We start from the raw sequence: 25,163 nt of genomic DNA on the forward strand, positions 1-25,163 counted from the left end.
TTTATCTCACATCACACTGCTTCTGATCGCAGCGCCCTAGTGTTAGTCGAGCGTGTTGGCGTCGATAAAGATGTCATCATGGCGTGTGAGAGACGCATAATCGGCGATCACTGGGTATCCACAAAGATAACGCCGCAACATGTCCAATAAGGCTGTCGCCATATAGCAACGCGCATCATCATTAGAAAGGTGCCGCTTGAAACTCAAACGTTGTCCCCATTCGCCCTCTGGGGTCGAAATAGCCACACATATTTGGCCATGAAGCTCCGGACCACAAGCGAGCCCTATTTGTCTCTCTCCTGGTGTAATCGTTGCACTCGCCATGGCCAATGACGCGGCTAACGGGTTCGCCACTGCCTGCTCAGGGATATGCACATTTGACATGACCCAGCCTTGCTCCACAAGATGTGCCGCTTGGCCATTTAATGTGCTCGACAGCCAACCTCCCGTAAACTGCTCGGCAACTTTCAAAACCATACCGTGACGGTTTACCTCAAAGGCCAGCGCTGCTGTCATTGGTTCATCTGACGAGACAACATAGTCAGCCAGTCGGTGCCGTAATGCATCTAGAATCGTGTCTTTTTCCGCATGATCAGCATCAATAAACAACTTCACTTCAATAAAAGGCAAGCTAGAGCGATACCCTAGAGTCACGTTTTCTGGAAGCACTAATGATGCCATCACATCGCTGATCCCGGACTCTGACAGGCCAAATGTAAACAAACGGTAACAAGATCGCAATTTGGCATGGTAAGTATGTAACAATTCAGGAAGGATCTGCTGTTCAACCATCGAAAAGAACTCAGACGGGACTCCTGGTGTAAAATAAAAGTGACACCCATTAAGCTCACAGTGGAAGCCACACGCTGTTCCTTTAGGATTGTCAACTAATCGTGCACCTTCTGGTAACATCGCCTGTTTGAGGTTACTCTGCGCCATGGGCTGGCCTCGGCGCTCAAAACGCTGTTTCAACTCATCAAGCCACGCTTCATTGAGGGTTAACTCAACCCCCATCGCCGATGCCATCGCAGCGGTGGTTAAATCGTCTGTCGTTGGCCCTAATCCACCATTAACAATCACGATCTCTTCCGTCTGTGATAAACGCACCAACTCAATCGCCATATCGTCCAATTCATCACCGATGGTGACACGGCGAGACATAGCAAGTCCGTTTTCAAATAAGACCCTTGAAAGCCAAGCTGCATTGGTATCCGTAATATCACCCAGCAATACCTCTTCTCCGGTAGAGAGCATTGCTATTCGTGGCAATGGGGCTTTATGTTGTTGATTATCCACCTTGCCGCTCCTTTTTTGTCGCGATCATCCGCTCTTGATTATGACATTAGACCGTGCAATGCACTACCCCACCCTGATCGTATACTTTACTTTACAACTCCGTACCTTTAACATTACACTCATCAGTTTTTTTATCTGCATAGGCAGTGCACAATGCGTATAAATTCACGTTATCTTTTGTGCGAACACAACAATTAACTTTTTATTAACACTGGTTAAACATAATATGAATAAAGTACTAGGAAGTTCGCTAATTATTGCAGGCACAACCATTGGTGCTGGCATGCTGGCTTTACCGCTCGCGTCAGCAGGCATTGGCTTTGGTGCATCCATGGCGTTGATGGGAGCCATGTGGGCATTAATGACCTATACCGCATTACTCATGTTAGAAGTGCATCAATACGCGGAGGCAGACGCGACGTTGCACAGTTTGGCAAAACAGTTTCTTGGTGATAAAGGGAAGTGGGTGGCTTCGTTTGCAATGCTTTTCTTGTTCTACTCCCTATGTGCCGCATACATTGCAGGTGGCGGTAGCCAACTGAATGAGAAACTTGCTCAATGGTCAGTCATCGAGCTCCCTCCTGCCGCAGGCGCGGTATTGTTCACGTTTGTTTTCGGCCTTATTGTCACACTGGGGACCAGTAAAGTGGATTTAATCAATCGAGGGCTATTCACTGTTAAAGTGCTGTTCTTGATTTTGGCTTTAACGCTACTGACGCCTCACGTTTCGAGTATCAATTTAGTTGAAATGCCGGTCGAGAGAGGGCTCCTAGTAGCCGCTTTACCGGTTATTTTTACCTCTTTTGGCTTTCACGGCAGTATCCCTTCTATCGTGAGATATGTCGGTATCGATTTGCCCTCACTACGGAAAGTCATGATTGTGGGATCCACTCTCCCCTTGGCGCTATACATCTTTTGGCAAGTCGCCAGCTTGGGCACTGTGGCGCAGTCTACCTTGATACAAAACGGTGAACTGTCTCAGTTCGTGGCGCTGATTCAATCCGTGGTGCACCAGGATTATATCGCCTCTAGCATCTCTCTTTTCGCGGATTTAGCGTTAGCAACCTCTTTCCTTGGAGTCAGCTTGGGTTTGTTTGACTTTATTTCAGACAGCTTTAATCGCCAAGACAGTGTGCGTGGACGCTTGCAAACAGCCGCCATTACCTATTTACCGCCTTTGGTGTTTGCACTGTATTATCCGCAAGGCTTTATTACAGCATTAGGATACGCGGCCATTGCGCTCGTTATCCTTGCTGTCGTCTTACCGGTTTTGATGGTACGTAAAGCGCGTAAAACAGTTTCAACCGACGAACACTATCAGGTCGTGGGCGGGAATATTGGTTTAAGCTTGGCCATGGTCGGCGGAGTCACTGTCGTTATCGCGCAATTTATTGGCTAGCCCCTCACTCTGTCTTTCGCCACACTCTTTTGTGGAGTGTGGCATTTATCCGCTTATCAAGCCTCGTACTAACGTACTTACCCCCGCTAAGGTACACAGTAGTAACATCGCACGACGCACAAATAGCGGCTTGACCCTTGGGGCGACGCGATAGGCTAACCAGGTTGCTAGCAACACAGCTGGCACTGCCAATACAGCCTGCTTTACATGCCACCAGGTCAGGTAATCGGTAGCACTTAAGGCCACTAATGAAAGAATACAGCTGACCACAAAGTAGCCAGCCAAACAGGCTCGCATTTTATTGACATCAGCATGTTGCAATACCAATGCCATCGGTGGTCCGCCAATACTGGTGGTGGTCCCCATCACGCCCGACGTGAAGCCGGCGACGAAAAAATTACGCCGATTCGGTGCAATATTAAAGCGCATCACACTCGCTACCACGGCAAGCAACACTGCCGTACCAATAATAATTTCAAGCATTTGCGTGGTCACCACCAGCATGATGCCTCCCGCCACCGCAGTACCAGGGACACGGCCCAGATACGCCCAACTCAGATCGCGAAACGAAAGCTGATGGCGGTATTGCCAGGCATTAATACTGGCCAACATCAGTCCGACCATTGAAATGGTCGTCGGCACCAGTTTCGGGTCGATCATTAAAAGAAGCGGAGCAGCAACAATTGCCATTCCAAACCCCATCAAACTCTGGACAAAGCAGCCCAATCCCAGGATCAGGGCCACGGCTATCGATACGCCGATATCTGGCATAATAAAGTTTCTTCACATTAAGTTAGATGGAGGGAAGTGTAACGATTTCTTTTCATTTCAGCGAGCACTGCTGGACAAGAATAAACTCGGACGTTGTCAATTGTATGTAACACGTCATACATGCGCCTGAATAGTCCACCGATTACTTTTCCGCATGAATAAGAAGATTACGCGGTGTTAACTGACGATCACAAAACTGCGTCAATGTGACCCGATAGCCGTGTTGCTGAAGAAACAAAACACGATCAAGTACCAGCCAATACTCCATGGCTCGACGGAACGCGCTTTTCACCACATTCATTTGTTCAAGTATGACAAACCTTGCTTGGCCTCGCGTATGATATTCAGCTTCATCAAAGTCGGCGGGAAGTATTAACCCTTTTTGTTCAGCTCCCCACCGACAAAACTCACCAAATCCGTGAGTGAGTTGTGACTTTTTAAGTGCCGGCAGTGGTAAGTATTGGTCACTCCCCTGCCAGTCACGTTGCCATTCATCAAAGCCCAATCGATACGTAACTTCTTGCTCTCGTTGACGACATACACGCCGCCCACCCGTTACGGCTTCTTGTACCGCAAGCTTAAGATCTGCTTTTGAGAGCACCAATGATGCGTGCTGAGCCTCAGAGGATAACGGTTGATATCTCTCGCCACTGATCAACTGATAACAACAGGGGGATACCGTGATCGCCTGCATGTCTGTGGCGATCGCTTTTTTGAGCAATTGCACATGTAGATCCCCACATGCATGGAGAGCCAGTCCATGATCGCAGCCCGCAATCACGGCCGCCGCCTCCTCGCTCATGGCATCCAATGGATGAAATTGCATGGGCAATGCTTTTTGCTCTGCGAATAATTGCCCTTGTTCACAAAGCGCAGCTTGCCACTCCAAGCTTTCCACTGGCTTACCGGTTGCCGCCGTGATACCTCGCCCTAAATAGCCTTTACCGGCACACCACTCTAGGTACCTTACCGTGCTATCCCTTTTGGGCATCGCACTCAAATATGCTTGAATTTGCGCCCATTTTCGTCCCGGGACTCCGACCCCTAATCGCGCATTGATATTGACGGTAACATGATTGGCAATCGGTACCGTCGTTAAATCCGTTAACTGAGCCAGTGCTGGCCACCATGTCGCTAGCGTTTCGATCACAGCATCTGGGTGCGCTTTAAGCGCCGCCATCTGAGTGTTCTCTAACGTTGCAAGCCATTGGCAAAGCGGCTCTGCATTTTGCCAAGGGAGCTGCGTATGTTCCATCGGTATTGGCCGCCATAGCCACTGAAATTGGGTAAGGATTTGGGTCAATTGACGAAACTGGTGACGATACAATAAGGATGACATGGCTAATCTTGAGGCTTTGGCTAACGCGTGATCAAAAAAGGCTGCCTAAGCAGCCTCGTCTATAAGGGCAGAGTCTATCGAACCGGCAACGGAATGTCCTTAAACATGTCGTCTATTTCTTGGTTGGTGCGAAGCACGACTGCCTTATCAATCATGTTACGGGTCAAGTGTGGTGCAAAACGCTCAATAAAATCATACATATAGCTGCGAAGGAACGTCCCCTTACGAAAACCAATTTTGGTAGTGCTCGCCCCAAAAATATGGCTCGCATCAATGGCGACCAAGCCCGAGTCGGCTTGGCTATCCATCGCCATACTCGCAATCACCCCCACCCCGAGACCTAGCTTGACGTAGGTTTTAATCACATCAGCATCCGTTGCCGTGAACACTATTTTCGGGGTGAGATTGGCACGATGAAACGCCTCGTCCAGTTCAGATCGCCCAGTAAAACCAAACACATAGGTTACTAGCGAATAAGCCGCTAAATCTTCAATTGTCAGGTTTTTCTTTTGTGCCAGCGGGTGATCTGGGGTCACGATGATCGAACGATTCCAGTGGTAACAAGGTAGCATCACCAGGTCTTCATAGAGGTGGAAGGCTTCGGTCGCAATGGCAAAGTCTGAGGTGCCTTTCGCCACGGAGCTCGAAATCTGAGTCGGTGTCCCTTGATGCATATGCAGTGACACTTTGGGATAGCGCGCAGTAAACGCTTTGATGACATCCGGTAATGCATAGCGCGCTTGAGTATGAGTCGTCGATATATTCAAGTTCCCCATTTCAGGGTGGGTATGCTCACTGGCAACCGCTTTAATGCTCTCAACACGCGACAAAATGCTCTGGGAGATCTCAACAATCGATTCACCGGCGGGAGTCACTTGCGTTAAATGCTTGCCACTCCGCTCGAATATTTGTACGCCTAACTCGTCTTCTAACAGCCTGACTTGCTTGCTGATCCCAGGCTGAGAGGTATAAAGACTCTCCGCGGTCGCAGATACGTTAAGGTTATGGTTAACGACTTCAACGATATATCTAAGCTGTTGTAATTTCATAGTGCAGACGCGTAAGCCTCGTGGGTAAGTGACAGCATTGGGTACATTGTTGATTATTTATATACCCAAACGCGGCTATTTAATAGGTTTTGGTTATATAAACGTTAGCGATTGCACAGTCACTAAGCAATTCGTTGCGCCACTATGCGCGGTTAGATCGCTAAAACCACATTATTCCCGTCACTTTATCGCAGATTCGAATATTATGAGCCACACTAATAGCAGCGTATGCGACGAAGCCGAAATGCAAGAATTAGAGGCGGATCACTCATGCTGCCTTCACCCCTGTATTGACGCTATCTCTGTCAGTTGAGATCGTGTATCTTAACCAGTTGAGTTTATTACAAGGAACATCGACGCTAAATTATGAATATTGCCTTGATAGCTGGCCTTTGTGTCATATTGCTCGGCCTGATTGTCGGCTACAACATATTGGCTCAACAACGTAAACAAATAGAGTCTCATAAGCGCCAAGAAATGGCTAAGCACATCGCCGTCATCGACGCGACCGAAGAGCTGATTGGTAATGCGCATAATCTGCCCTATAGCGGGACACTGTTAGTTTGTTTGAATAAGAAGATCTTGGATTCCTTGAAAGCCATGCATGAGGTTGATGGCTCTGATAAGTCGCTCAAGCAACGCATTAATGCAACACAATCACAAATGGATCAAATTAAACAAAGTTATTCCAACCGAGAATCGACGTCTTTTCGCGTCCCTGACAACGATCGGCAAGCGATCTCCATGCTAAAATTGGTAAAACGCCTTCGCTCAGTGGTTAAAGCGGAGCACTCAAAAGGGCGACTGGCCACTCAAGCATTTGTGACCGAAAATGCGCGTCTTGAGCAAATGCAATTGAAGATCAACATTGAAAACGTCATCAAGCGTGTCAATGATGCCAAAAATAAAGGCCAAATGGGCACCGCTCAACAGTTATTGAAAAAAGCCATCGACGTTGTTAGCCCAAAAACGGATGGATACTCGATGGAAATGAAACAGCATTTAGAAAAAATGCACAGCGACATTACTCATACTCTCAATACGGGTCATGAGAAATTGCAGTCTGAACAAGAAGAAGAAAAAAGTGACTTGGACGAGCTGTTTGCTCCCAAGAAAAAATGGTAGTGAGTGTAGCAAGATAGAGATTCAAAAAGGCGCTTTAACGCGCCTTTTTCGTTTTTGACCGTACCGCATCACAGTACTATCGCTGGCTGACTATATGGTCTAATACGCCATCGGCGGCCTGCTCTAGCAAATCAAGCACATGTTCAAAACCATCGTCGCCGCCATAGTAAGGGTCTGGGATAGGCCCATCCGTGTGCTTGCCCCAGCTTAAAAACAAAGACAGTTTATCTTGCTCGCTGTCCGGGCACTGCGCCTTTAAATCTGCCAAATTGCTGTCGTCAGCCGCCAAGATCATATCATGACGTATAAAATCTTCCTGACGGACTTGGCGTGCCCGGATGCCTTCAAACGAGTAACCTCTTGCTTGACCCGCTTTTTGGCTTCGTTTATCGGGCGGGTTCCCCTCGTGATAACCGGCTGTTCCCGCTGAATCGATATGCACCGTCAGACCTCTCGCCTTGGCACGGGCCCGCAGAACTGCCTCTGCCGTCGGTGAACGACAAATATTGCCTAAACAGACGACCAACACACTTGGCGACTTACCTTCGCTCACCATCGATAAAAACTCCTTCCAATAAACCTCTATTTTATCAATTAGGTACTGACCTTCCTAGTCTTCTCCCTCTATCGTCCCCGACGATTATTCCGGTGTTACGTTATAGTCCAACACAATAATATCTTCTAGGATGGGGCGAAAAACCGCTTTTAAGGCCGTATGCTCAGGATGCGGTAAATAGTGTTCACGTGCTACATGATCGCGAAACGTCATGAGAATAACATGCGAGTACCCCTGATCTTTTCCTTCAGGGCTATTATTTTCTCCCCACTCTACCGATTCAACACCATCAACTAAGCTTGGCATCGCCTTAAATTTTTCTTTCAGCGCTTGAATTTGCTCATATCGCACGTTAGAAATAAAACGCACCAGCAACACATGGCGAATCATTTTTACTTTCTCCTCTTCGCCTAAGCGATATCTATCGTTGATCATTCAAAAAGGTTTTAAACGCCTGCCACGCTTTTTGATCAGCGTGCTCTCGATAACGATCAGAGCCAAAAACGGTGAACGCATGAGGCGCACCTGAATAAACTTGTGACCAGTAAGTCACGTTAGCGCTCTCTAGTTCGTCAATAAAACGAGCAAAGTCAGTCATCGGTACCGCTTTATCAGCCCCGCCATGAGCGATAAATATCGGCGCGACACTTTCACTATAACGCTGTCCTTCCGGCGTCTCTAGTCCACCGTGAAAGCTAGCATAACCACTGACAGATATATCCCCCGGATTACGTGCTAGTTCCAATGCAACGCTCCCCCCAAAGCAATAACCGGCCACGACAGGCTTGGTGACCCCTTGGGCCTGGGCCGCCCGCATTCCTGATTCAATCAATACTTGCATACGCGCTCTGTCTTTATAAAGCTCGCTCGTCGCTGCCTTTTTCGCCTCTAATGTTTGCGGGCGATTGCCTGAACCGTACATGTCTAAGGCAAATACGCGGTAGCCTATGTCCGCCAACATATCAGCGCGTTGTCGCTCGTAATCCGTTAATCCATCCCAATCATGGACGATCACAACACTGCCTTTTTCCTCCACTTCTGGTATTGCCAAATAGCCAGAAAAGGCCTCACCATCTAGCTGGTAGTCAATTGAGGTACCGGCAAGGACGGGGAGCGAAAAAATAACCACTGAAGCACAGAGAGCGCGAATATATTTAGTCATCATTGTTCCTTTATCTCGTGGGTAGCGCGAACCATAGCGTCCCTTTACTATAGACATAAGTTCATCAACGATTGGAAATCAAATGTCAGAACAGGGTCATAAGCAACGTCAGCAAAAACTGAAAGAAAAAGTGGATGCCCGTATTGAGGCCGCTCAACAAGAAAAGGGGCTGCTTCTTATCATCACCGGAAACGGGAAAGGAAAATCGACTTCAGCATTTGGTACCGTCGCACGAGCGGCAGGTCATGGACTCAAATGCGGCGTTGCCCAATACATTAAAGGGACTTGGGCCTGTGGAGAGCGGGATTTACTAAGCCAACACGGTGTCGACTTTCATGTAATGAGTACCGGTTTCACCTGGGATACCCAAGACAAAACAGCCGATACTCAGGCCGCTCAGCAAATATGGGCGGCATGTAGAGCGATGCTCGCCGATGAGCGTTACGATTTAGTGGTCTTGGATGAGATCACCTACATGATCACGTACGACTATATCGACCTCGATGAGGTCATAGAGGCCTTACAACAACGTCCTAGCGAACAATCAGTGATCATCACCGGACGGGGTGCGCACCGTCGTTTGGTTGAGATGGCAGATACGGTTTCCGAAGTCAGAAACGTGAAACACGCTTTCGACGCTGGCATCAAAGCCCGCCAAGGCATTGATTGGTAAGCAACCAAGCCACGATATATAAAACGCTGCCCTGTACGATGTCACGGCAGCTTTTATCATGTTACCTTTCAATAAACACAGGTTATTGGATTTTTGAAGAGTGCGTCTTGGCTGATATCGAATGCGCCCACTCTACGTTATTCTCCCGACAAGGTTGGCGACATAGGCGAGCATCGATGCCTTGGTCACCGAGCAAACGCTGCCATAAAGCAGGGAGTGCACTCTCATCCAGCGGACCAGGCTCAAGCTGTTTCGGTGTCACTAACTGCCACTGCCCTTCTCCGTTTTGCTCCGCGAGTAAAAATTGAAAAGGCTGATAGCTCGCCACACCAAAGCGCAAATCGGTGACCACCTGCTGCCCGTCTCGGTCTTCAAACCGTATAAAGTCACGCGAAAACGTGCGAAGATCGGCCAACGTCTGAGAATCGGCTAATGGCCACTCACCCCGAGGCTGTATGACCCAATCTATCTGCTTATCTTTATCTAGTCGTGAAGCGAGTCCTTCCCAATAGTGGTCTTCTCCTATAACGATAACGCGCCACAGCACGGTGTTAAACGGCGTGGGCATAATAATGAATGGTTGCCCAGCCAACACGGTTCCAGAGGTTTGCGCTGTCACACGTGCTTCTATTTTTTCAAGCTGATACACAGAGCTTGCCAAGTAGGCCGTAGAAAGCACCAACCCAATACCACAGGCTTTTGCGCCACGATGTCGCCACATTAACGCCACCATCACACTGACCAGCAAGGGCACAGTGTACAAAGGGTCAATGATAAAGAGACTAGCGACTGCCACAGAGGGCACCTCTAACGGCCAGAACAACTTGGTGCCATAAACAGTCATTGCATCAAGCAACGGATGCGTAATAAGGACCGCTAACACCAGCGTCATCACTTGCCATAGCGGCCACTGGCTTCGCCAGCGCCACCAACACCAAGCAATCAATGCCCCGACCCAAGGCAACACAAATAGAGAATGACTAAACCCGCGATGATTCACTGTATTCGCTACCGGATCACCGTAGTCAATCAGCACATCTAAGTCAGGTAACGTCCCTAACGCAGCACCGGCCAATAACACGGTTGGGGAACAGCGTTTTCCCGCAACCAATCCAGCGACCGTTGCCCCCAGTGCCGCTTGGGTGACAGAATCCATAAAATGTCCTTTTCAGGGTTTTGCTTACCAAGATTAGATTACATAGCCCGATAGGTATTAAACCGATCATTGGAATAAATTAAGCAGTTTATCTGCGGTTTCTTTTACCTTGTCATCATCGGCTTTGTCGCCCAGTAGCTTTTTAATTCCACGTTGGGCTTCTTTACGTGCTTTTTCTTCCAAGACCTTGTTACTGCTTAGCAATTGCTTAATATCTAATTTGTAGCTCGGGGCCTGCCAAGTACCAGCCACGGTGACAGGAATCGTCACATCACGCAGCTCATCAATATCTTTACCACCTTGTCCTTTGCTCGATTCAACCACCGATGTAAATACATCAAAATCGAGTGTCTCTTTGAGCAGATCGGTTTGCCCCTCACTACGCACCCGCAATGCAGGCGCTTCTAATAGCAGATCATTGGTGCGTGCCATCCCATTGCCGAGGGTAAAGCTCGCAGTCAGTGCACTAAAGTCGGTTTTGCGCACTTCATTAGCGGCCGCCGCCGATTCGCCTTTTAGTGTCGCTTTGGCTTCTCTCAACATTTGTGCCAAATTAATTCCATTGATCGCACCATCTTCAAAGAAAATCGCTGCACTCCCTTGGATCGCTTGACGCAATGCATACGGCGATAAACCTTTGCCTTGTACATTGATATCGACGTTGCCTTTTCCCTCAAGCAAGTCAACCTGTGCTGCGTCTTTCAATAAAGGTAAAATGGCAATGTCGCGAGCTTGTTTACTTACTTGGTAGCGTGCTGGTGTCAAAGTCGTGTCCAGCACTCCTTGTGCAGTGACTGTCCCTTGGTATGCCTCGGTGGTGAACTCAGAAAGATCCACTTTCCCACGATTGATAGACACCTTTGCTTGCGTTTTACCAAGAGTAATATTGCTGATTTTAAGTCCTTTCATCACAAGAGAACCCGCGATATCAACCTGTTTCAACGCAGATAAGTCGGGTTCTTGTCGACTTAAAGAAGCCGTTGCGGTCTTCTTGCCTGCCGCATCGCGACTGTCAACCTGCTCACCTTCCGCTTGTTGCTCGGTGTCGTTACGATTTTTTGTCGCTAATAACGCATCCAGATCGATCCGGTTGGTATTGAGTGCAAAGCGGATCTTCGGTATCTCAGTAAGTTTTATGGCGACTTTCCCCTTCATCACCACATCGTCTGTATTCAAACGGCTTGTCATCTCAGTGATATCAAGGGTTTGCTGACTCACATCAAATACAATATCAGCCGCGAGTTCTTGGCTCAGTGACTGATTTGGCAATGCATCCCCTGAAAGCTGCGTGAGCATATCTAGCCCTTGCACCGTGACTTTGTCTTGCGTCTCAGCCACTGTGACTTGCGCTTTTCCAGAAGTTTCAACCATCATATCCGCCGTTTGCGCATTGACGTTAAAACCTAGTGTCGTCGCTTGGCCAAGCGAAAAACGATCTAACGTTATATTTGCCTCGTTGAGAACACTCTCACCTTGTTGTGCTGAGACCGTAAACGCGAGTTCACGCAATTCGCTGAGCATGGGATCAGCGGCCAATTTCAATTCCCCCTGACCTTGTGCGCCAAAGGTCGCTGCATTCTGCTCTCCGCGCAAGGACATTGAGAAGGGTGTCCACACATCGGTCTTCAAGTTGCCGACTTCAATATTGACATCGCGTAACGCTGTTTGGGTGGCGGCCTGATCATCTTTAATCACCACACTGGCATTCGTGACTCGCAATCCTTGCAGAGAAACGGTCCAAGCGGCACTTTGCCCCTTGCTGTCCGAGCTTGCTGACGCTGGGCTAGACGGTTGCTCGGGCGCAGCTTGAACAGGCTCTTGTCGCACTGGGACCAGGTTGGAGTCACCATTGACCAACGTCTGAATAAAAATATGAGGATCTTGCAACACAATCTCACCGACCTGCAGTGTCTGAGACATCAGTGGCAGCACATCAACGGATAATTGCGCCTGCGATAAACGCATCAGATCAGGCTCATCAAACGCTGGACGGTTTTTGATCGCCACATCAGCGATCGAAACCCCTAAGCTAGGCCAAAGTTGCCACTCAATATCGCCACCAATGACCAGATCATAGCCCGTCTGTTTTTCCACTTGCTCAACCAGCAAGGGTTTAAATTGGTTTGGATTAATGGTGGCAATCAGGGTCGCTAAAGCGCCAATTATGACGACCACCAATGCCGTTAAAATAAGGGCGATTTTTTTTATCATTGCGAGATGCTCCTTGTTCGCGAGACTCGATATGGCTAGCGAGGGTATTAGCGTTATCGACCATTATTTAACAGCCGGGTTCCTCGTTTTAAAAAAAATGCGCCCGAGGGCGCATTCCTATCATTCAGCCTTAATCTTGGCTAATGCGAGAGGCAACGGCCCCTTGCTGATTCTTATACTTGGCGTTATCCCTTTTATTATAGGGCTTATCTGCCGACCCTGACATGGGTTCAAAGCTTAATGCCCCAATCGGCATGCCTGGACGTAACGCCAACGGTAATCGACCATTGTTGTAAAACTCCAAGACAATACGCCCCGACCAGCCTGGATCAATCCGGTGAGCAGTGACATGGACCATTAACCCCAAACGCGCCAATGATGAGCGGCCATCTAACCAGCCGACAATATCATCTGGGAGCGTCACCGACTCATGGGTGACTGCCAATGCCAGTTGACCCGGGTGAAGATAAAAAGGATCACCATCGGCAATTTCTATCTCGTCACTCATGACACGCTCTAGTTGCGCATTCACTTCTTGTTTCTGACCCGATAAATCAATGAAGGCGGCACCATGATCATTAAACACTCGGAATTGATTACCGAGGGTCACATCAGCAGTGACACCCGAAATAGCTTCTTCAGCAGGGCGGGGATCTATTTTGATGCGGCCATCATCAAGGTGTTCTTTGATATGCCTGTCGCACAGTCGCATCGGACATTCCTCACGGTTAATAGATGGAGCGATGCTTGTCGCACCGCAATCATTCGACACGTTAGCCTAGCCCTCACCATGACAATAAAGCAATGTATGACGCCTTATATTACATGGTGAGCCACTCAGGATGATCGTTATCGTGCCTTACGCTTTCAGTAAACGTGCGATATGCGCTTTTAACACATCGATCGCAATCCGATTTTTGCCACCCCGTGGCACAATGATATCGGCGTATTGTTTCGACGGCTCAATAAACTGCATAAACATAGGGCGGACCGTCTTTTGATATTGCTCCATCACTGAATCCATGGTGCGACCCCGCTCAGCAACATCACGTTTCATTCGGCGTAACAAACAAATATCAAGTGGGGTGTCCATAAAGACACTCGCATGAATCAAGTTACGAAGGCGAGGATCGGTAAGCAAAAGGATCCCTTCGAGAATAATCACTTTCTTGGGTGTCATAGTGGTTGTGTCACCCATCCGAGTGTGCTCTGAGTAACTATAGACAGGCACATCGACCGATTTGCCTGCTACAAGCCCTTCCAAGTGTTCACACAGCAAATTATGATCCAGTGCTTGTGGATGATCATAATTGGTTTGTACGCGCTCTTCCATGCTGAGGTGGCTTTGATCACGATAGTATCTATCCTCCGTGATCACGCCGATTTGATGATCGCCGACTTTTTCCTTTAATTCCTTATAAATGGTGCTGGCGATCAGGCTTTTACCGGAAGCAGAGGCACCTGCAATACCGATAATAACGCAGTGGTGGTTGTTATCACTCATAATATGAATACCCAGAGGAAGCGTGGCGGAATCAACATAAACCGCCTGATTATAGGGAGTTGAAGCCGCTGGCGCCAGAGAAAATCACGCTTGTCTGACTGACCCGCCGCTTTAAGCCTGCTATCGCTGCGTATTGCTCAATCAGGGCGACACCGTTTGTACACTTATTTGTTCAGGTCGTGTTTCACCTTGCCAATAGAGCTGACTCGCCACCGTCGCCGCCATCTGCTGATATACAGCAGCATGATCACTGCCAGGGCGCGCCACCATACTCGGAGTTCCTGCATCGATATCTTCTCGAATAGCAACATGAAGTGGAACTTGGGCCAAAACCGGCACACCCTGCTCCCGTGCCATTTTCTCTGCGCCGCCAGTGCCAAAAATGGCTTCATGATGACCGCATTGCGAACAAATATGGTAGCTCATGTTCTCCACCACCCCAAGAACCGGCACCTCCACTTTTTCAAACATCGCCACGCCTTTTATCGCATCAGCGAGCGCGAGATCCTGTGGTGTGGTCACGACTATTGCGCCGGTCACGGGGAACTGCTGCGCCAAGCTGAGCTGAATGTCACCGGTGCCTGGCGGCATATCAACCACCAAGTAATCGAGCTCCGGCCAACGCGTTTCATTAATCAGCTGCGCAAAGGCCTTCGATGCCATTGGGCCTCGCCACACCGTTGCATTGTCTGCTGGCACCAAATAACCAATCGAGTTAGAGGCAATGCCATGGCGCATCACAGGTTCCATCAGTTTGCCATCATGGGTTTGCGGCTCACTATCTTTGGCTCCGAGCATAATTGGCAGCGATGGGCCATAGACATCCGCATCGACAACCCCTACCGATGCCCCTTCCGCCTGCAGTGCCAGTGCCAAGTTGACCGCGGTGGTCGATTTCCCCACACCGCCTTTGGCCGAGCTGACGACCAACAAATTTTTGACGCCCTTAATGAGCGACTTGTCGCCACTTTTTAGCGGTGCCACTCGCTGTACCAGATGAAACTGCTGCTTCAGTGGCGCAGACTGCGCGTTTAACCACTCTTCGAGCGCACGCATCACTGACGCCGCTGCAAATGGAAACGTCACCTTAAAGCCATTTTTATCCGCGCTGACCCAATGCGGCTGACTTGCCCACTGCTCCACCAGTTGTGGATGTGAAAACTGATTTAATAAGCTAACCGCGTCGTCCACATTAGCGAGCGGGGCAGGCGTGTCTTCTTTTTGTGTTTTTTTCTTTTTTGAGCCAAAAAACATGCATCACCATCCCATTGATTAAAATATGTTAGGCCAGACTGGCAGCGTTTAACCGATAAACGCCCTCACTCACGGCCTGCACTAGGCAAGGCATATCGTATCAGGTAAGATTTCCGCAATCATTCCATTCATATCATAAGAGCGAACAAACAAGATTATGGCTGCAAACCCACGGAAAATTCTGGTGACCTGTGCGCTGCCTTATGCGAACGGCTCGATTCATCTGGGCCACATGCTCGAGCATATTCAGGCAGATGTATGGGTCCGCTATCAGCGCCTGCGTGGCAATACCACTCACTTTATCTGTGCCGACGATGCTCACGGTACGCCTATCATGTTGAAAGCGCAGCAAATGGGTGTGGAGCCAGAAGCCATGATCGCCGGTGTGCAACAAGAGCACCAAGCCGACTTTAATGGCTTTGATATCAGCTTCGACAACTATCACAGCACCCATAGTGATGAGAACCGCGAACTGGCCTCATTCATTTATACCCAGCTACGCGATAAAGGCTATATCACCAGCCGTACTATTTCTCAGCTGTTTGATCCGGAAAAAGAAATGTTCTTGCCGGATCGCTTCGTCAAAGGCGAGTGTCCGAAATGTCACGCCGACGATCAATATGGCGATAACTGTGACAATTGTGGTGAAACCTACACCCCTGCCGAATTGATCAACCCTCGCTCAGCCGTGAGCGGTGCCACGCCTGTGATGCGTGATTCAGAGCACTTTTTCTTCGATTTACCACAGTTCGAGCAAATGCTTAGCGAGTGGATAAAATCTGGCTCGCTGCAAAGCGAAATCGCCAACAAAATGAATGAGTGGTTCGAAACCGGTCTTCAGCAGTGGGATATCTCCCGCGATGCGCCCTACTTTGGTTTTGAAATCCCCGACCAACCCGGCAAGTTTTTCTACGTGTGGCTTGATGCGCCGATTGGCTACATGGGGTCGTTTAAAAACTATTGTGACAAACGCGGCGATATCGACTTTGACGAATACTGGAAAACCAACAGTGATACCGAGTTGTACCACTTCATTGGTAAAGATATCGTGTATTTCCACAGCCTATTTTGGCCAGCAATGCTCGACGGTGCCGGTTTCCGTAAGCCAAATAACGTCTTTGTGCACGGCTATGTCACGGTAAATGGTGCAAAAATGTCCAAATCTAAAGGGACATTTATCAAAGCCAGCACCTACTTAAAGCACCTCGATCCTGAGTGCTTGCGTTATTACTACGCGGCCAAGATCAATAGCCGTATCGACGACCTCGATTTAAGCTTGGATGACTTTATCCAGCGCGTGAATACCGACATCGTCAACAAGGTCGTGAACCTGGCATCACGGAATGCTGGCTTTATCACTAAGCGCTTTGACGGCCAGCTGTCTCCTGTTTGCGCTGAGCCTGAGCTGTATCAATCATTTATCGATAAAGCCGAGCACATTGGCGAGCTCTACGAGGCCCGTGAATTCAATCGCGCTATTCGCGAGATCATTGCCCTTGCGGATAAAGCCAACCAGTACGTGGACGAGAAAGCGCCTTGGGTGATCGCAAAAGAAGAAGGTAAAGAGGCCGAACTACAGGCAATTTGCTCTGTGGGTATTAACTTATTCCGCGTGCTGATGACCTACCTAAAACCCGTGATGCCAAAACTGGCCGAGCGCGCAGAAGGCTTCTTGAACGATACCTTGACCTGGGAAAGCATTGCGACACCGCTTACCGGCCATCAAATAACCAAGTTCAAGGCGCTATTTAATCGTATAGATCCTAAAGCGGTTGAAGCAATGATTGCCACTAGCAAAGAAGATGCCGCCGCGGAACAAGCCGAGAAGGCCAAAGCACAAGGCCCGTTGGCGGATGATCCTATTGCTGATGAAATCGAGTTTGATGATTTTGCCAAAGTCGACCTTCGTATTGCCAAAATTCTTGAGTGTGAAGCGGTGCCGAAAGCAGACAAACTGTTGAAGTTTAAACTAGACATTGGCGGTGAGACACGTCAGGTATTCTCTGGGATAAAATCGGCCTACCAGCCCGAGGATCTGGTCGGTAAGCACACAGTGATGGTCGCCAACTTAAAGCCTCGCAAGATGAAATTTGGCATGTCAGAAGGCATGATTTTAGCAGCCGGCCCTGGAGGCAAAGAGATTTGGATCTTAGAGCCGCATGAAGGGGCTCAGCCCGGTATGCGTGTGATGTAAGCCAATACTCACTGGCACCGCGTCACCTTACGGTGCTGAAATGAGCGTAAAAGAGAGCCTTGATGGCTCTCTTTTTTATGCGCGCTTTTTATCAGGTATCAGTGAAACATTCAGCGATGCGTCAAAACAGTGCACCACTTCACCAGCACAGTGCGAAAACGGTTCATTTTTCTTTCATTATCGGCTACCCAGCCCCTTGCACAGGGCGTGACAAATATCTCATTTTAGGCACGATTCCTGCTGAATAAGTCATATCAGCGACTGAAACGCAAGGAGCGACTATGGAATGGCTATTAATGATAGGAACATTAGCATTGAGTATCGCAGTGGTGGTGGCGGTACAGCTTTTTCGTCAGCGTCCAGATTTGCACTTACACCAACTGCATGAGCTACGTGTGCTGTTACAGCATGCTCAGCACTTAGCCACCCAACCCAGTATTAGCTCAGACGACTATCAAGTGCTGTTGAACCAAACGCGTCACCTTCACCAACTGGCTCCCCAAGCACAAAAGCCGATGTATCGACTCTTTTTTCACCACCTTCATGCCTTACCGTCTTACGACAACGACACCCAAACGCGTATGAAAAATCGGGCACTGCAGCACATCGTCTACTTGGTGGATGAAGCAGTCCCGCCTGCATTGATCGCGCAACGCGACGACACCCGTTTGGAGGCTTATCAGCAACTTTGGTATGCCATTTTAGAACTACTGCAAGCAAGACAGCGTTACAGCCATGCGGCATACCAAGAGCAACAATCTGTGCGCAATGCCCAGCAATCTCTTACCTTACACCAGCAAATACTCGCGAAGCGCTTACGCCAACTACAGGCTTTGTCATTGGCCGACGACATCCAGCGAGAGATAACCGAGGTGTTAAACCAGCTCGCGCAGTCAGAACAACTGCCCTTTGAGCATAAAGTTGCGCTATCGCAGCGTGTAAACCGAATTATGCTTCACGTGCTCGACAGCTTTATCGCACGTGTACTGACGCGCTATCCCTGCCAACACGATGATGCACTTAGCCCCATCGCGCCGTTTCCTCAGTCAGGTTCGGGGCAATGACCTGCCTCAACAGCGTGTCGTCACCCCAATAAAAAGGGCCGGCAATCATGCCGGTCCCTTACTTTTTTAATTCCTTGACCACATTAACCAATGTGCATTTGACCGCCCATGTATGGACGCAATACCTCAGGAATTTCAATGCGGCCATCTGCTTGTTGGTAGTTTTCTAAAATAGCTACCAGAGTACGACCAACGGCCAAGCCAGAACCGTTCAAGGTATGCAGTAACTCAGGTTTTTTCTCACCTTTGCGGCGGAAACGCGCCTGCATACGGCGTGCTTGGAAGTCTTGCATGTTTGAGCATGAAGAAATCTCACGATAGGTGTCTTGTGCGGGCAACCAGACTTCCAGATCATAGGTCTTGGCAGCGCCAAAGCCCATATCACCGGTGCAGAGCAACACTTTACGGTATGGCAGGTTAAGCAACTGCAATACTTTTTCTGCATCAGCAGTCAGTGATTCCAGTGCTTCCATTGAGTCTTCTGGCTTAACAACCTTGACCAACTCGACTTTGTCGAACTGGTGCATACGGATAAGCCCACGCGTATCACGCCCGTATGAGCCCGCTTCTGAGCGGAAACAGGGGGTATGCGCTGTCATGCACAGCGGAAGATCCGCTTCATCGATGATTTCATCACGCACCATGTTCGTCAGTGGCACTTCGGCAGTTGGGATCAACGACATCCCCACCCCTTCTTCCGTCGCTGGCTGGGTATGGAAAAGGTCTTCGCCAAATTTAGGCAACTGACCCGTGCCATACAGGCTATCCGCATTGACCAAATAAGGCACATACATCTCGGTATAACCATGCTCATTGGTGTGCAGGTCGAGCATAAACTGCGTAAGCGCACGATGCATACGCGCCATTTGGCCTTTCATCACGATAAAACGAGAGCCAGACAGCTTCACTGCACTGGCAAAATCAAGACCACCGGTGAGTTCACCAAGATCGACGTGATCTTTGACCTCGAATTCAAATTGACGGGGCTCGCCCCAGCGTGAGATTTCCTGGTTCTCAGATTCATCTTTACCGCTTGGTACGTCTGCCGCAGGTAGATTGGGCACACCCATGACCACGTCATTCACTTTTTGCTGCAGCGCCGCGAGCTCTTTTTTCGCCGCATCCAATTCATCACCAAGGTTTGACACTTCTTCTAGCAATGGTGCAATGTCTTCACCCTTTGCTTTAGCCTGGCCAATGGACTTCGATCGGGAATTACGCTCAGCTTGCAGTTGTTCGGTGCGAATTTGCAGCGCTTTACGTTGTTCCTCGAGTTCACGCATAGCGCTAACATCAAGCGTAAAGCCACGACGAGCGAGTTGTTGAGCCGTTTCTTCCAGCTCGGTTCGAAGTAATTTGGAATCCAGCATGCTAATCCTGTGCTTTCGGGTTAATGACTGTAAATTGACGAATTTAAACCTTACCCAAAAAGGGTAATCTTGCCTAGCGCTTTTGCGGGCTTTTTGCATCCTGCTCAGCGAGAAAGGTGAGCTTTTCGGCGATTTTGATTTCTAGCCCACGATTGACGGGCTGATAGTAACGCACTACCCCTAACTCTGGCGGCAGATAGCGCTCCCCCGCCGCATACGCATTCGGCTCATCGTGGGCGTACCGATAGCCCTCACCATGGCCCATTTCTTCCATGAGCGCCGTCGGCGCATTACGAAGATGCATGGGAACGGCGGCATTAGCGGTATCTTTGGCATCACGCAAAGCCTGTTTCCACGCGGTATACACAGCGTTGCTTTTGGGCGCACTGGCTAAATACACGGCGGCTTGCGCGATCGCGCGTTCTCCTTCCGCTGGCCCCACGCGCGTAAAACAATCCCATGCGTTCAATGCCACCTGCATGGCACGCGGATCGGCGTTACCCACGTCTTCAGAGGCGATCGCTAACAATCGACGCGCCACGTATAAGGGATCACCACCCGCGGACACGATACGGGCATACCAATACAGCGCACCATCAGGACTCGAGCCGCGTACCGACTTGTGAAACGCAGAAATTAAGTCATACCACGCGTCACCCTGCTTATCGAATTGCGCCACTTTCTCACCGGCCACGTCTTTAAGCATTGTCATGGTGATCGGGCCATCGGCCATGTCTGCCAACATTTCCAGTAGGTTTAACGCCATCCGCGCATCACCACTGCACGCTGCTGTTAACGCCGCTTTCACGCCATCATCAAACGTTAAGGACTGCTCACCAAGGCCACGTTGTGAATCGGCAAGCGCTTGCTCAACCACCGCTTCCAAATCGCTCTCGTCAAGGCTGGTTAAACGGTACACACGGGCACGCGATAGCAACGCGTTATTAAGCTCAAACGAGGGGTTTTCCGTGGTGGCGCCAATAAAGGTCACTGTGCCTGCTTCTACATGCGGTAAAAAGGCGTCTTGCTGACTTTTATTAAACCGATGCACCTCATCGACGAATAAGACCGTCCGTACACCCGCTTGCTTATTTTGCTCGGCGCGACCAATGGCATCGCGGATCTCTTTCACCCCAGACGTTACCGCAGAAATTTGCTCAAGCTCAGCGTTGGCTTGACGCGCGGCAATATCGGCCAAGGTGGTCTTGCCCGTACCTGGTGGTCCCCAAAATATCATCGAGTGAAGCGTACCCGACTCAATCGCACGGCGAAGCGGTTTGCCTTCCGCGAGCAGATGACGCTGGCCGATGTATTGGTCAAGGTTAAGGGGCCGCATGCGCGCAGCGAGTGGACGAAAATCGTCAGCAAAATCGAGCGGTAAAGTCGACACGGTTACCTCCGGGGCAATTATCGTGGCTGGCGTTGATCGTCAACCATCACCGATTCCGGTGGGGTAAACGAAAACAAGTCCGCCTTTGGTGCCTGTCGGCTAAACTGGCTCAGCACGAATTGGCTCTGTTGCCCATCTTGTTCAACCACCTTAAAGCCCGTCAAAGTGCCATCCGGCTTCACGGTGACGTCAAATTCGCCAATCGTGCCTGTGGTTTTTGGCGTTAGGGTGAAGGTGTCGCCTGACTGTGTGATTTGGTAGGCCTGCCAATCACTTGGTTGATTGCGGGTCAGCAACACAAACGGTGTTTGCGCCGTTGCCTCTTCTAACCACATGGCGGTGACTTGCTCAACAAACGGGCTGTAGTACCACAAGGTTTCACCATCTGAAATCATAATGGTTTCATCTGGGGCCGTGGTGGTCCAATTAAACAAGTTTGGCCGCTCAATCGCCAACCGGCCTTTTGCTTGATGGATAACCTCCCCTTCAGGGCTTTGCACCGTTTGCGAAAACTGCGCAGTGAACGCATCAACTTGACTGAGTCTTTCCATCAAGTGTTGTTGCGCCTGTGTTTGCGCTTGCGCCGTGAATGCAATAAGTAGAGATATCACCGCCAATAGGTGGCGGACAGCTGAGAATCGAGTCATGAAACCTTCCATTCAATCAATCTTTGGGGGGCGGTGGCGCGATGACTTCGCGATTACCGTTATGGCCTGGTGAACTTACGACACCATGCGCCTCCAGTTGTTCCACAATGCGCGCCGCACGGTTGTAGCCGATTTTAAACCGACGCTGCACACCAGAAACAGACCCTCGGCGGCTTTCGGTCACAAATTCAACCACTTGGTCGAAAAGCTGATCCAGCTCTTCGCCATCGCCGCCCTTTGGCGCTTCTCCAGGTAGCAAGGTATCGGCTCCTTGCTCCCCTTTAGTTATTTCATCAATATATTGCGGCTTACCACGCGCTTTCCAGTTATTAACTACTCGGTGCACTTCTTCATCACTGACAAAAGCACCATGCACACGGATCGGGTGGTTGGAGCCATTAGGCATAAAGAGCATGTCACCCATCCCCAGCAATGATTCTGCTCCACCTTGATCAAGAATGGTGCGAGAATCCGTCTTGGTAGACACCGTAAAGGCCATACGCGTTGGGATGTTCGCTTTGATTAAGCCGGTGATCACATCGACGGACGGACGCTGAGTGGCAAGAACAAGGTGAATCCCCGCAGCCCGCGCTTTTTGTGCCAAGCGCGCAATCAGCTCTTCCACTTTTTTGCCCACCACCATCATCAGGTCCGAGAATTCATCGACCACCACGACGATATAAGGCAGCTTTTCCAGTTTAGGCGCTGATTCATCCATGCTGTCACCCGGTTTCCACAGAGGATCAGGGATAGGGTTGTTCGCCGCTTCTGCCGCTTTGACCTTCTCGTTAAAGCCTTTCAGGTTACGTACCCCGAGCGCGGACATCAGCTTGTAGCGACGCTCCATTTCTCCGACACACCAGCGAAGTGCATTACCGGCATCTTTCATGTCGGTCACCACTTCCGTCAGCAAGTGCGGGATCCCCTCGTATACCGAGAGCTCGAGCATTTTCGGGTCTATCATGATAAAGCGTACATCTTCCGGCGACGCTTTATACAGCATACTCACTAGCATCACGTTCACGCCCACCGACTTACCTGAGCCTGTGGTCCCCGCCACCAACATATGCGGTGCTTTACCTAAGTCGGTGATGATCGCTTCGCCAGCAATGTCATTACCCAGCACCACAGAAATGGGTGAGTGATTGTTCTTAAACCGCTCACTGCCAACCACTTCTGACATAAATACCGTTTCACGATGCTCGTTCGGTAACTCAAGGCCGATGTAAGGCTTACCTGGGATCACCTCGACTACGCGTACGGCAGTCGTGGATAAGGCGCGCGCCAAGTCTTTGGATAACCCCGATATACGGGAGACCTTCACCCCGGGGGCCAAATCTAGTTCAAACCGTGTGATCACCGGGCCTGGGTACACACCCACCACCCGCGCTTGTACTTTAAAATCTTCTAACCGCGCTTCAACCAAGCGGGCAATCTGCTCTAACTCTTCACGCGTCGCCTGCTCTGCGGTATGGCGGGCGGGATCGAGCAAGTCGAGGGTCGGGAACGGTTCCGCGGGCCTAGGAAGGTCAGGCTCATCTTTAACCAAGAAAGGATGATCCAACCCAGCCGCCTGCTGCTGAGCTTTTTGTGCTTGGCGAATCGTTTCTTGGAACGGGTCCTCATCGTCATCCGTACCGCCGCTCGCCTGCTCGGCGCGCTCAAGCTCTGACAGGCCATCTTGATTGCCATAGGTGGTGTCAGCGTGGCTGTTCGCCGATGCTATGCGCTCACTGTCCGGATTCTCGGTTTGCGATGCTTCGCGGGTTGCATCTTGATGGGCGGACGCAGGATCAACGTGTGCCTCATCAACCTCAACGCGCGAAGACGATACAGACGTAGATTCCTCGTGATCGATGGCGACATGCCACTGTCCTAATGACGGCTCGTCTGATTGATCGTCATGGTTAGCGGCAACACCCGGCTCGTCGGCGGTACGTTGGTCTGCTGCTGAACGCGCTTGCCCACCAAAGATGATCGGCGACTCGGTCTTGTCAGATGAACTCTCATCAGCAGTCGTGCTCCCCCCCTTATCCGGTGTTGTCGGTGTCAGACGGCGTAAATCACTTAGCTCCATCGGCTCAGATGCATTGTGTGTCGTGCTCGATGCACGCTGTATCTCCGTTTCTACACGCACGCCTAACTCGGTAGGCGCGTCCCCGCGTATCCGATTCACCGCCCACGTCACGCCATTGAGTGTCATCGCGCCAAGACGATCAACAACGGTTAACCAAGAAATGCCGGTGAACAGGGTAAATCCCGCCGCCCAACCAAACAGCATCACCAAGGTGGTGCCTAAGACGTTAAATAACGGCAAGGCTAAACTGTTGGTCACATCGCCCATGACCCCCCCCGATGAAAAGTGCCAAAAGTCATCAAAGTTAAGATCGGCCAAAGAACCACTGGTTAAAAACAGGATAAACAGCCCCAATATGCGCGCGCCAATAATGGTGTAGTTGATGGGCTCATCGTCGCTGCGGCGACGTAAGAAAACCCAGCCACCAAGGATTGAGGCTGGCGGCAAAGGGTAAGCAAGTATACCGAAGGAAAAGAAAAGACTGTCCGCAAGCCATGCGCCCATGGCGCCCGCTGCATTGTGCACATCACCATGCCAAGCAGTTTGCGACCAGGATGGGTCGGCAGGATTAAAAGATAACAAGGCCACCATGGTAAAAACTGCTGCCGCGAGCACCAAGATAAACCCACACTCTTTTAATCGCTGAACGCCATCTAAACGCGCTTTCGGCTGAGCCGCTTTCGGCTCTCGACGTAAAGAAAACTCCATCATCACCTGTTTAATATTGTTCGTTAACCGCATCCCTCACCCTGATTTGAGGCTTGCTTCTATTGCTCTGACTTTATCACATTCATGCCATGACGGCAGGCATGATGCGTGTTTACGCGAAATCTTTACCGAGATATCACATATTCTATCCATTCCGCACAAAAAATAAGCCGAGCTCAAGGCTCGGCTTTATTATGCATTGCACCATCCTGTCACTA

Annotated in this window: 22 protein-coding genes; 6 read left to right on the forward strand and 16 right to left on the reverse strand. The window is 49.9% G+C overall.

What is annotated here, in order from left to right; all coding sequences use genetic code 11:
• Positions 1-42: 42 nt before the first annotated feature.
• Entirely contained in the window at positions 43-1,296 is a 1,254-nt protein-coding gene (locus tag BUQ98_RS06140; protein WP_254813883.1) for a CinA family nicotinamide mononucleotide deamidase-related protein, read from the reverse strand.
• Between the two features lie 226 nt (positions 1,297-1,522).
• Here BUQ98_RS06140 and tyrP point away from each other — a divergent pair, with 226 nt between their 5' ends.
• Positions 1,523-2,695, forward strand: coding sequence for a tyrosine transporter TyrP (gene tyrP / locus BUQ98_RS06145; RefSeq protein ID WP_074212972.1), 1,173 nt, complete (start codon positions 1,523-1,525; stop codon positions 2,693-2,695).
• A 45-nt stretch (positions 2,696-2,740) separates the two neighbouring features.
• On the opposite strand, the gene BUQ98_RS06150 is transcribed toward tyrP, so the two are convergent.
• The 3 genes from BUQ98_RS06150 to cysB form a co-directional block, all read right to left on the reverse strand.
• The gene (locus BUQ98_RS06150) at positions 2,741-3,466 is read right to left on the reverse strand and encodes a sulfite exporter TauE/SafE family protein (protein ID WP_074212973.1); all 726 of its coding nucleotides are present in this window, start codon (positions 3,464-3,466) and stop codon (positions 2,741-2,743) included.
• 142 nt (positions 3,467-3,608) lie between these two features.
• Positions 3,609-4,805, reverse strand: a complete 1,197-nt coding sequence (locus BUQ98_RS06155; RefSeq protein WP_074212974.1) for a methyltransferase — start codon at positions 4,803-4,805, stop codon at positions 3,609-3,611.
• Between the two features lie 74 nt (positions 4,806-4,879).
• Positions 4,880-5,854, reverse strand: coding sequence for an HTH-type transcriptional regulator CysB (gene cysB, locus BUQ98_RS06160; protein ID WP_074212975.1), 975 nt, complete (start codon positions 5,852-5,854; stop codon positions 4,880-4,882).
• A gap of 366 nt (positions 5,855-6,220) precedes the next feature.
• Between cysB and BUQ98_RS06165 the strand changes: the two genes are divergently transcribed.
• The gene (locus BUQ98_RS06165) at positions 6,221-6,979 is read left to right on the forward strand and encodes a DNA repair protein (RefSeq protein ID WP_074212976.1); all 759 of its coding nucleotides are present in this window, start codon (positions 6,221-6,223) and stop codon (positions 6,977-6,979) included.
• Between the two features lie 76 nt (positions 6,980-7,055).
• Here BUQ98_RS06165 and BUQ98_RS06170 read toward each other — a convergent pair whose 3' ends face one another.
• The 3 genes from BUQ98_RS06170 to BUQ98_RS06180 form a co-directional block, all read right to left on the reverse strand.
• Positions 7,056-7,535 (reverse strand): low molecular weight protein-tyrosine-phosphatase, encoded by a 480-nt coding sequence (locus BUQ98_RS06170; RefSeq protein WP_074212977.1) that lies wholly within the window; start codon positions 7,533-7,535, stop codon positions 7,056-7,058.
• 84 nt (positions 7,536-7,619) lie between these two features.
• Positions 7,620-7,925 (reverse strand): Dabb family protein, encoded by a 306-nt coding sequence (locus tag BUQ98_RS06175; protein WP_074212978.1) that lies wholly within the window; start codon positions 7,923-7,925, stop codon positions 7,620-7,622.
• Between the two features lie 31 nt (positions 7,926-7,956).
• Complete coding sequence (locus BUQ98_RS06180; protein WP_139294650.1) at positions 7,957-8,697, reverse strand: dienelactone hydrolase family protein; 741 nt, start codon at positions 8,695-8,697, stop codon at positions 7,957-7,959.
• Positions 8,698-8,779: 82 nt separating this feature from the next.
• On the opposite strand from BUQ98_RS06180, the gene cobO reads away from it, so the two are divergent.
• Positions 8,780-9,370: a cob(I)yrinic acid a,c-diamide adenosyltransferase gene (cobO, locus tag BUQ98_RS06185; RefSeq protein WP_074212979.1), complete on the forward strand. Its 591-nt coding sequence runs from the start codon at positions 8,780-8,782 to the stop codon at positions 9,368-9,370.
• Between the two features lie 82 nt (positions 9,371-9,452).
• Here the strand turns inward: cobO and BUQ98_RS06190 are convergent, their stop codons facing one another.
• The 5 genes from BUQ98_RS06190 to apbC all read right to left on the reverse strand — a co-directional run bounded on the left by BUQ98_RS06190 (position 9,453) and on the right by apbC (position 15,495).
• Complete coding sequence (locus BUQ98_RS06190; protein ID WP_074212980.1) at positions 9,453-10,526, reverse strand: metal-dependent hydrolase; 1,074 nt, start codon at positions 10,524-10,526, stop codon at positions 9,453-9,455.
• Between the two features lie 66 nt (positions 10,527-10,592).
• Complete coding sequence (locus BUQ98_RS06195) at positions 10,593-12,737, reverse strand: AsmA family protein (RefSeq protein WP_083605218.1); 2,145 nt, start codon at positions 12,735-12,737, stop codon at positions 10,593-10,595.
• Positions 12,738-12,867: 130 nt separating this feature from the next.
• Positions 12,868-13,449 (reverse strand): dCTP deaminase, encoded by a 582-nt coding sequence (dcd, locus tag BUQ98_RS06200; RefSeq protein ID WP_074212981.1) that lies wholly within the window; start codon positions 13,447-13,449, stop codon positions 12,868-12,870.
• Positions 13,450-13,596: 147 nt separating this feature from the next.
• Entirely contained in the window at positions 13,597-14,241 is a 645-nt protein-coding gene (udk, locus tag BUQ98_RS06205) for a uridine kinase (RefSeq protein ID WP_074212982.1), read from the reverse strand.
• 141 nt (positions 14,242-14,382) lie between these two features.
• Complete coding sequence (gene apbC / locus BUQ98_RS06210) at positions 14,383-15,495, reverse strand: iron-sulfur cluster carrier protein ApbC (RefSeq protein WP_083605219.1); 1,113 nt, start codon at positions 15,493-15,495, stop codon at positions 14,383-14,385.
• Positions 15,496-15,652: 157 nt separating this feature from the next.
• Between apbC and metG the strand changes: the two genes are divergently transcribed.
• The 3 genes from metG to BUQ98_RS06225 all read left to right on the forward strand — a co-directional run bounded on the left by metG (position 15,653) and on the right by BUQ98_RS06225 (position 18,753).
• On the forward strand, positions 15,653-17,689 hold the full coding sequence (gene metG / locus BUQ98_RS06215; RefSeq protein ID WP_074212983.1) for a methionine--tRNA ligase: 2,037 nt from the start codon (positions 15,653-15,655) through the stop codon (positions 17,687-17,689).
• Between the two features lie 62 nt (positions 17,690-17,751).
• Positions 17,752-17,937 (forward strand): hypothetical protein, encoded by a 186-nt coding sequence (locus BUQ98_RS06220; RefSeq protein WP_074212984.1) that lies wholly within the window; start codon positions 17,752-17,754, stop codon positions 17,935-17,937.
• A 33-nt stretch (positions 17,938-17,970) separates the two neighbouring features.
• Positions 17,971-18,753 (forward strand): hypothetical protein, encoded by a 783-nt coding sequence (locus tag BUQ98_RS06225; protein ID WP_074212985.1) that lies wholly within the window; start codon positions 17,971-17,973, stop codon positions 18,751-18,753.
• A gap of 83 nt (positions 18,754-18,836) precedes the next feature.
• Here the strand turns inward: BUQ98_RS06225 and serS are convergent, their stop codons facing one another.
• The 4 genes from serS to BUQ98_RS06245 all read right to left on the reverse strand — a co-directional run bounded on the left by serS (position 18,837) and on the right by BUQ98_RS06245 (position 24,945).
• Positions 18,837-20,123 (reverse strand): serine--tRNA ligase, encoded by a 1,287-nt coding sequence (gene serS, locus BUQ98_RS06230; protein ID WP_074212986.1) that lies wholly within the window; start codon positions 20,121-20,123, stop codon positions 18,837-18,839.
• A 73-nt stretch (positions 20,124-20,196) separates the two neighbouring features.
• Positions 20,197-21,459: a replication-associated recombination protein A gene (locus BUQ98_RS06235; protein ID WP_305794047.1), complete on the reverse strand. Its 1,263-nt coding sequence runs from the start codon at positions 21,457-21,459 to the stop codon at positions 20,197-20,199.
• 71 nt (positions 21,460-21,530) lie between these two features.
• Positions 21,531-22,160, reverse strand: a complete 630-nt coding sequence (gene lolA, locus BUQ98_RS06240; protein WP_083605257.1) for an outer membrane lipoprotein periplasmic chaperone LolA — start codon at positions 22,158-22,160, stop codon at positions 21,531-21,533.
• Between the two features lie 16 nt (positions 22,161-22,176).
• The gene (locus BUQ98_RS06245; RefSeq protein ID WP_074213607.1) at positions 22,177-24,945 is read right to left on the reverse strand and encodes a DNA translocase FtsK; all 2,769 of its coding nucleotides are present in this window, start codon (positions 24,943-24,945) and stop codon (positions 22,177-22,179) included.
• Between the last annotated feature and the right edge of the window lie 218 nt (positions 24,946-25,163).

This window comes from Salinivibrio sp. ES.052, from assembly GCF_900141775.1.
In the GTDB taxonomy this organism is placed as follows: domain Bacteria; phylum Pseudomonadota; class Gammaproteobacteria; order Enterobacterales; family Vibrionaceae; genus Salinivibrio.

Coding starts and splice junctions, on each gene's coding strand:
- tyrP (WP_074212972.1), top strand. CDS start 1,523: ATGAATAAAGTACTAGGAAGTTCGCTAATTATTGCAGGCACAACCATT.
- BUQ98_RS06150 (WP_074212973.1), bottom strand. CDS start 3,466: ATGCCAGATATCGGCGTATCGATAGCCGTGGCCCTGATCCTGGGATTG.
- BUQ98_RS06155 (WP_074212974.1), bottom strand. CDS start 4,805: ATGTCATCCTTATTGTATCGTCACCAGTTTCGTCAATTGACCCAAATC.
- cysB (WP_074212975.1), bottom strand. CDS start 5,854: ATGAAATTACAACAGCTTAGATATATCGTTGAAGTCGTTAACCATAAC.
- BUQ98_RS06165 (WP_074212976.1), top strand. CDS start 6,221: ATGAATATTGCCTTGATAGCTGGCCTTTGTGTCATATTGCTCGGCCTG.
- BUQ98_RS06170 (WP_074212977.1), bottom strand. CDS start 7,535: ATGGTGAGCGAAGGTAAGTCGCCAAGTGTGTTGGTCGTCTGTTTAGGC.
- BUQ98_RS06175 (WP_074212978.1), bottom strand. CDS start 7,925: ATGATTCGCCATGTGTTGCTGGTGCGTTTTATTTCTAACGTGCGATAT.
- BUQ98_RS06180 (WP_139294650.1), bottom strand. CDS start 8,697: ATGACTAAATATATTCGCGCTCTCTGTGCTTCAGTGGTTATTTTTTCG.
- cobO (WP_074212979.1), top strand. CDS start 8,780: ATGTCAGAACAGGGTCATAAGCAACGTCAGCAAAAACTGAAAGAAAAA.
- BUQ98_RS06190 (WP_074212980.1), bottom strand. CDS start 10,526: ATGGATTCTGTCACCCAAGCGGCACTGGGGGCAACGGTCGCTGGATTG.
- BUQ98_RS06195 (WP_083605218.1), bottom strand. CDS start 12,737: ATGATAAAAAAAATCGCCCTTATTTTAACGGCATTGGTGGTCGTCATA.
- dcd (WP_074212981.1), bottom strand. CDS start 13,449: ATGCGACTGTGCGACAGGCATATCAAAGAACACCTTGATGATGGCCGC.
- udk (WP_074212982.1), bottom strand. CDS start 14,241: ATGAGTGATAACAACCACCACTGCGTTATTATCGGTATTGCAGGTGCC.
- apbC (WP_083605219.1), bottom strand. CDS start 15,495: ATGTTTTTTGGCTCAAAAAAGAAAAAAACACAAAAAGAAGACACGCCT.
- metG (WP_074212983.1), top strand. CDS start 15,653: ATGGCTGCAAACCCACGGAAAATTCTGGTGACCTGTGCGCTGCCTTAT.
- BUQ98_RS06220 (WP_074212984.1), top strand. CDS start 17,752: ATGGCTCTCTTTTTTATGCGCGCTTTTTATCAGGTATCAGTGAAACAT.
- BUQ98_RS06225 (WP_074212985.1), top strand. CDS start 17,971: ATGGAATGGCTATTAATGATAGGAACATTAGCATTGAGTATCGCAGTG.
- serS (WP_074212986.1), bottom strand. CDS start 20,123: ATGCTGGATTCCAAATTACTTCGAACCGAGCTGGAAGAAACGGCTCAA.
- BUQ98_RS06235 (WP_305794047.1), bottom strand. CDS start 21,459: ATGCGGCCCCTTAACCTTGACCAATACATCGGCCAGCGTCATCTGCTC.
- lolA (WP_083605257.1), bottom strand. CDS start 22,160: ATGACTCGATTCTCAGCTGTCCGCCACCTATTGGCGGTGATATCTCTA.
- BUQ98_RS06245 (WP_074213607.1), bottom strand. CDS start 24,945: ATGGAGTTTTCTTTACGTCGAGAGCCGAAAGCGGCTCAGCCGAAAGCG.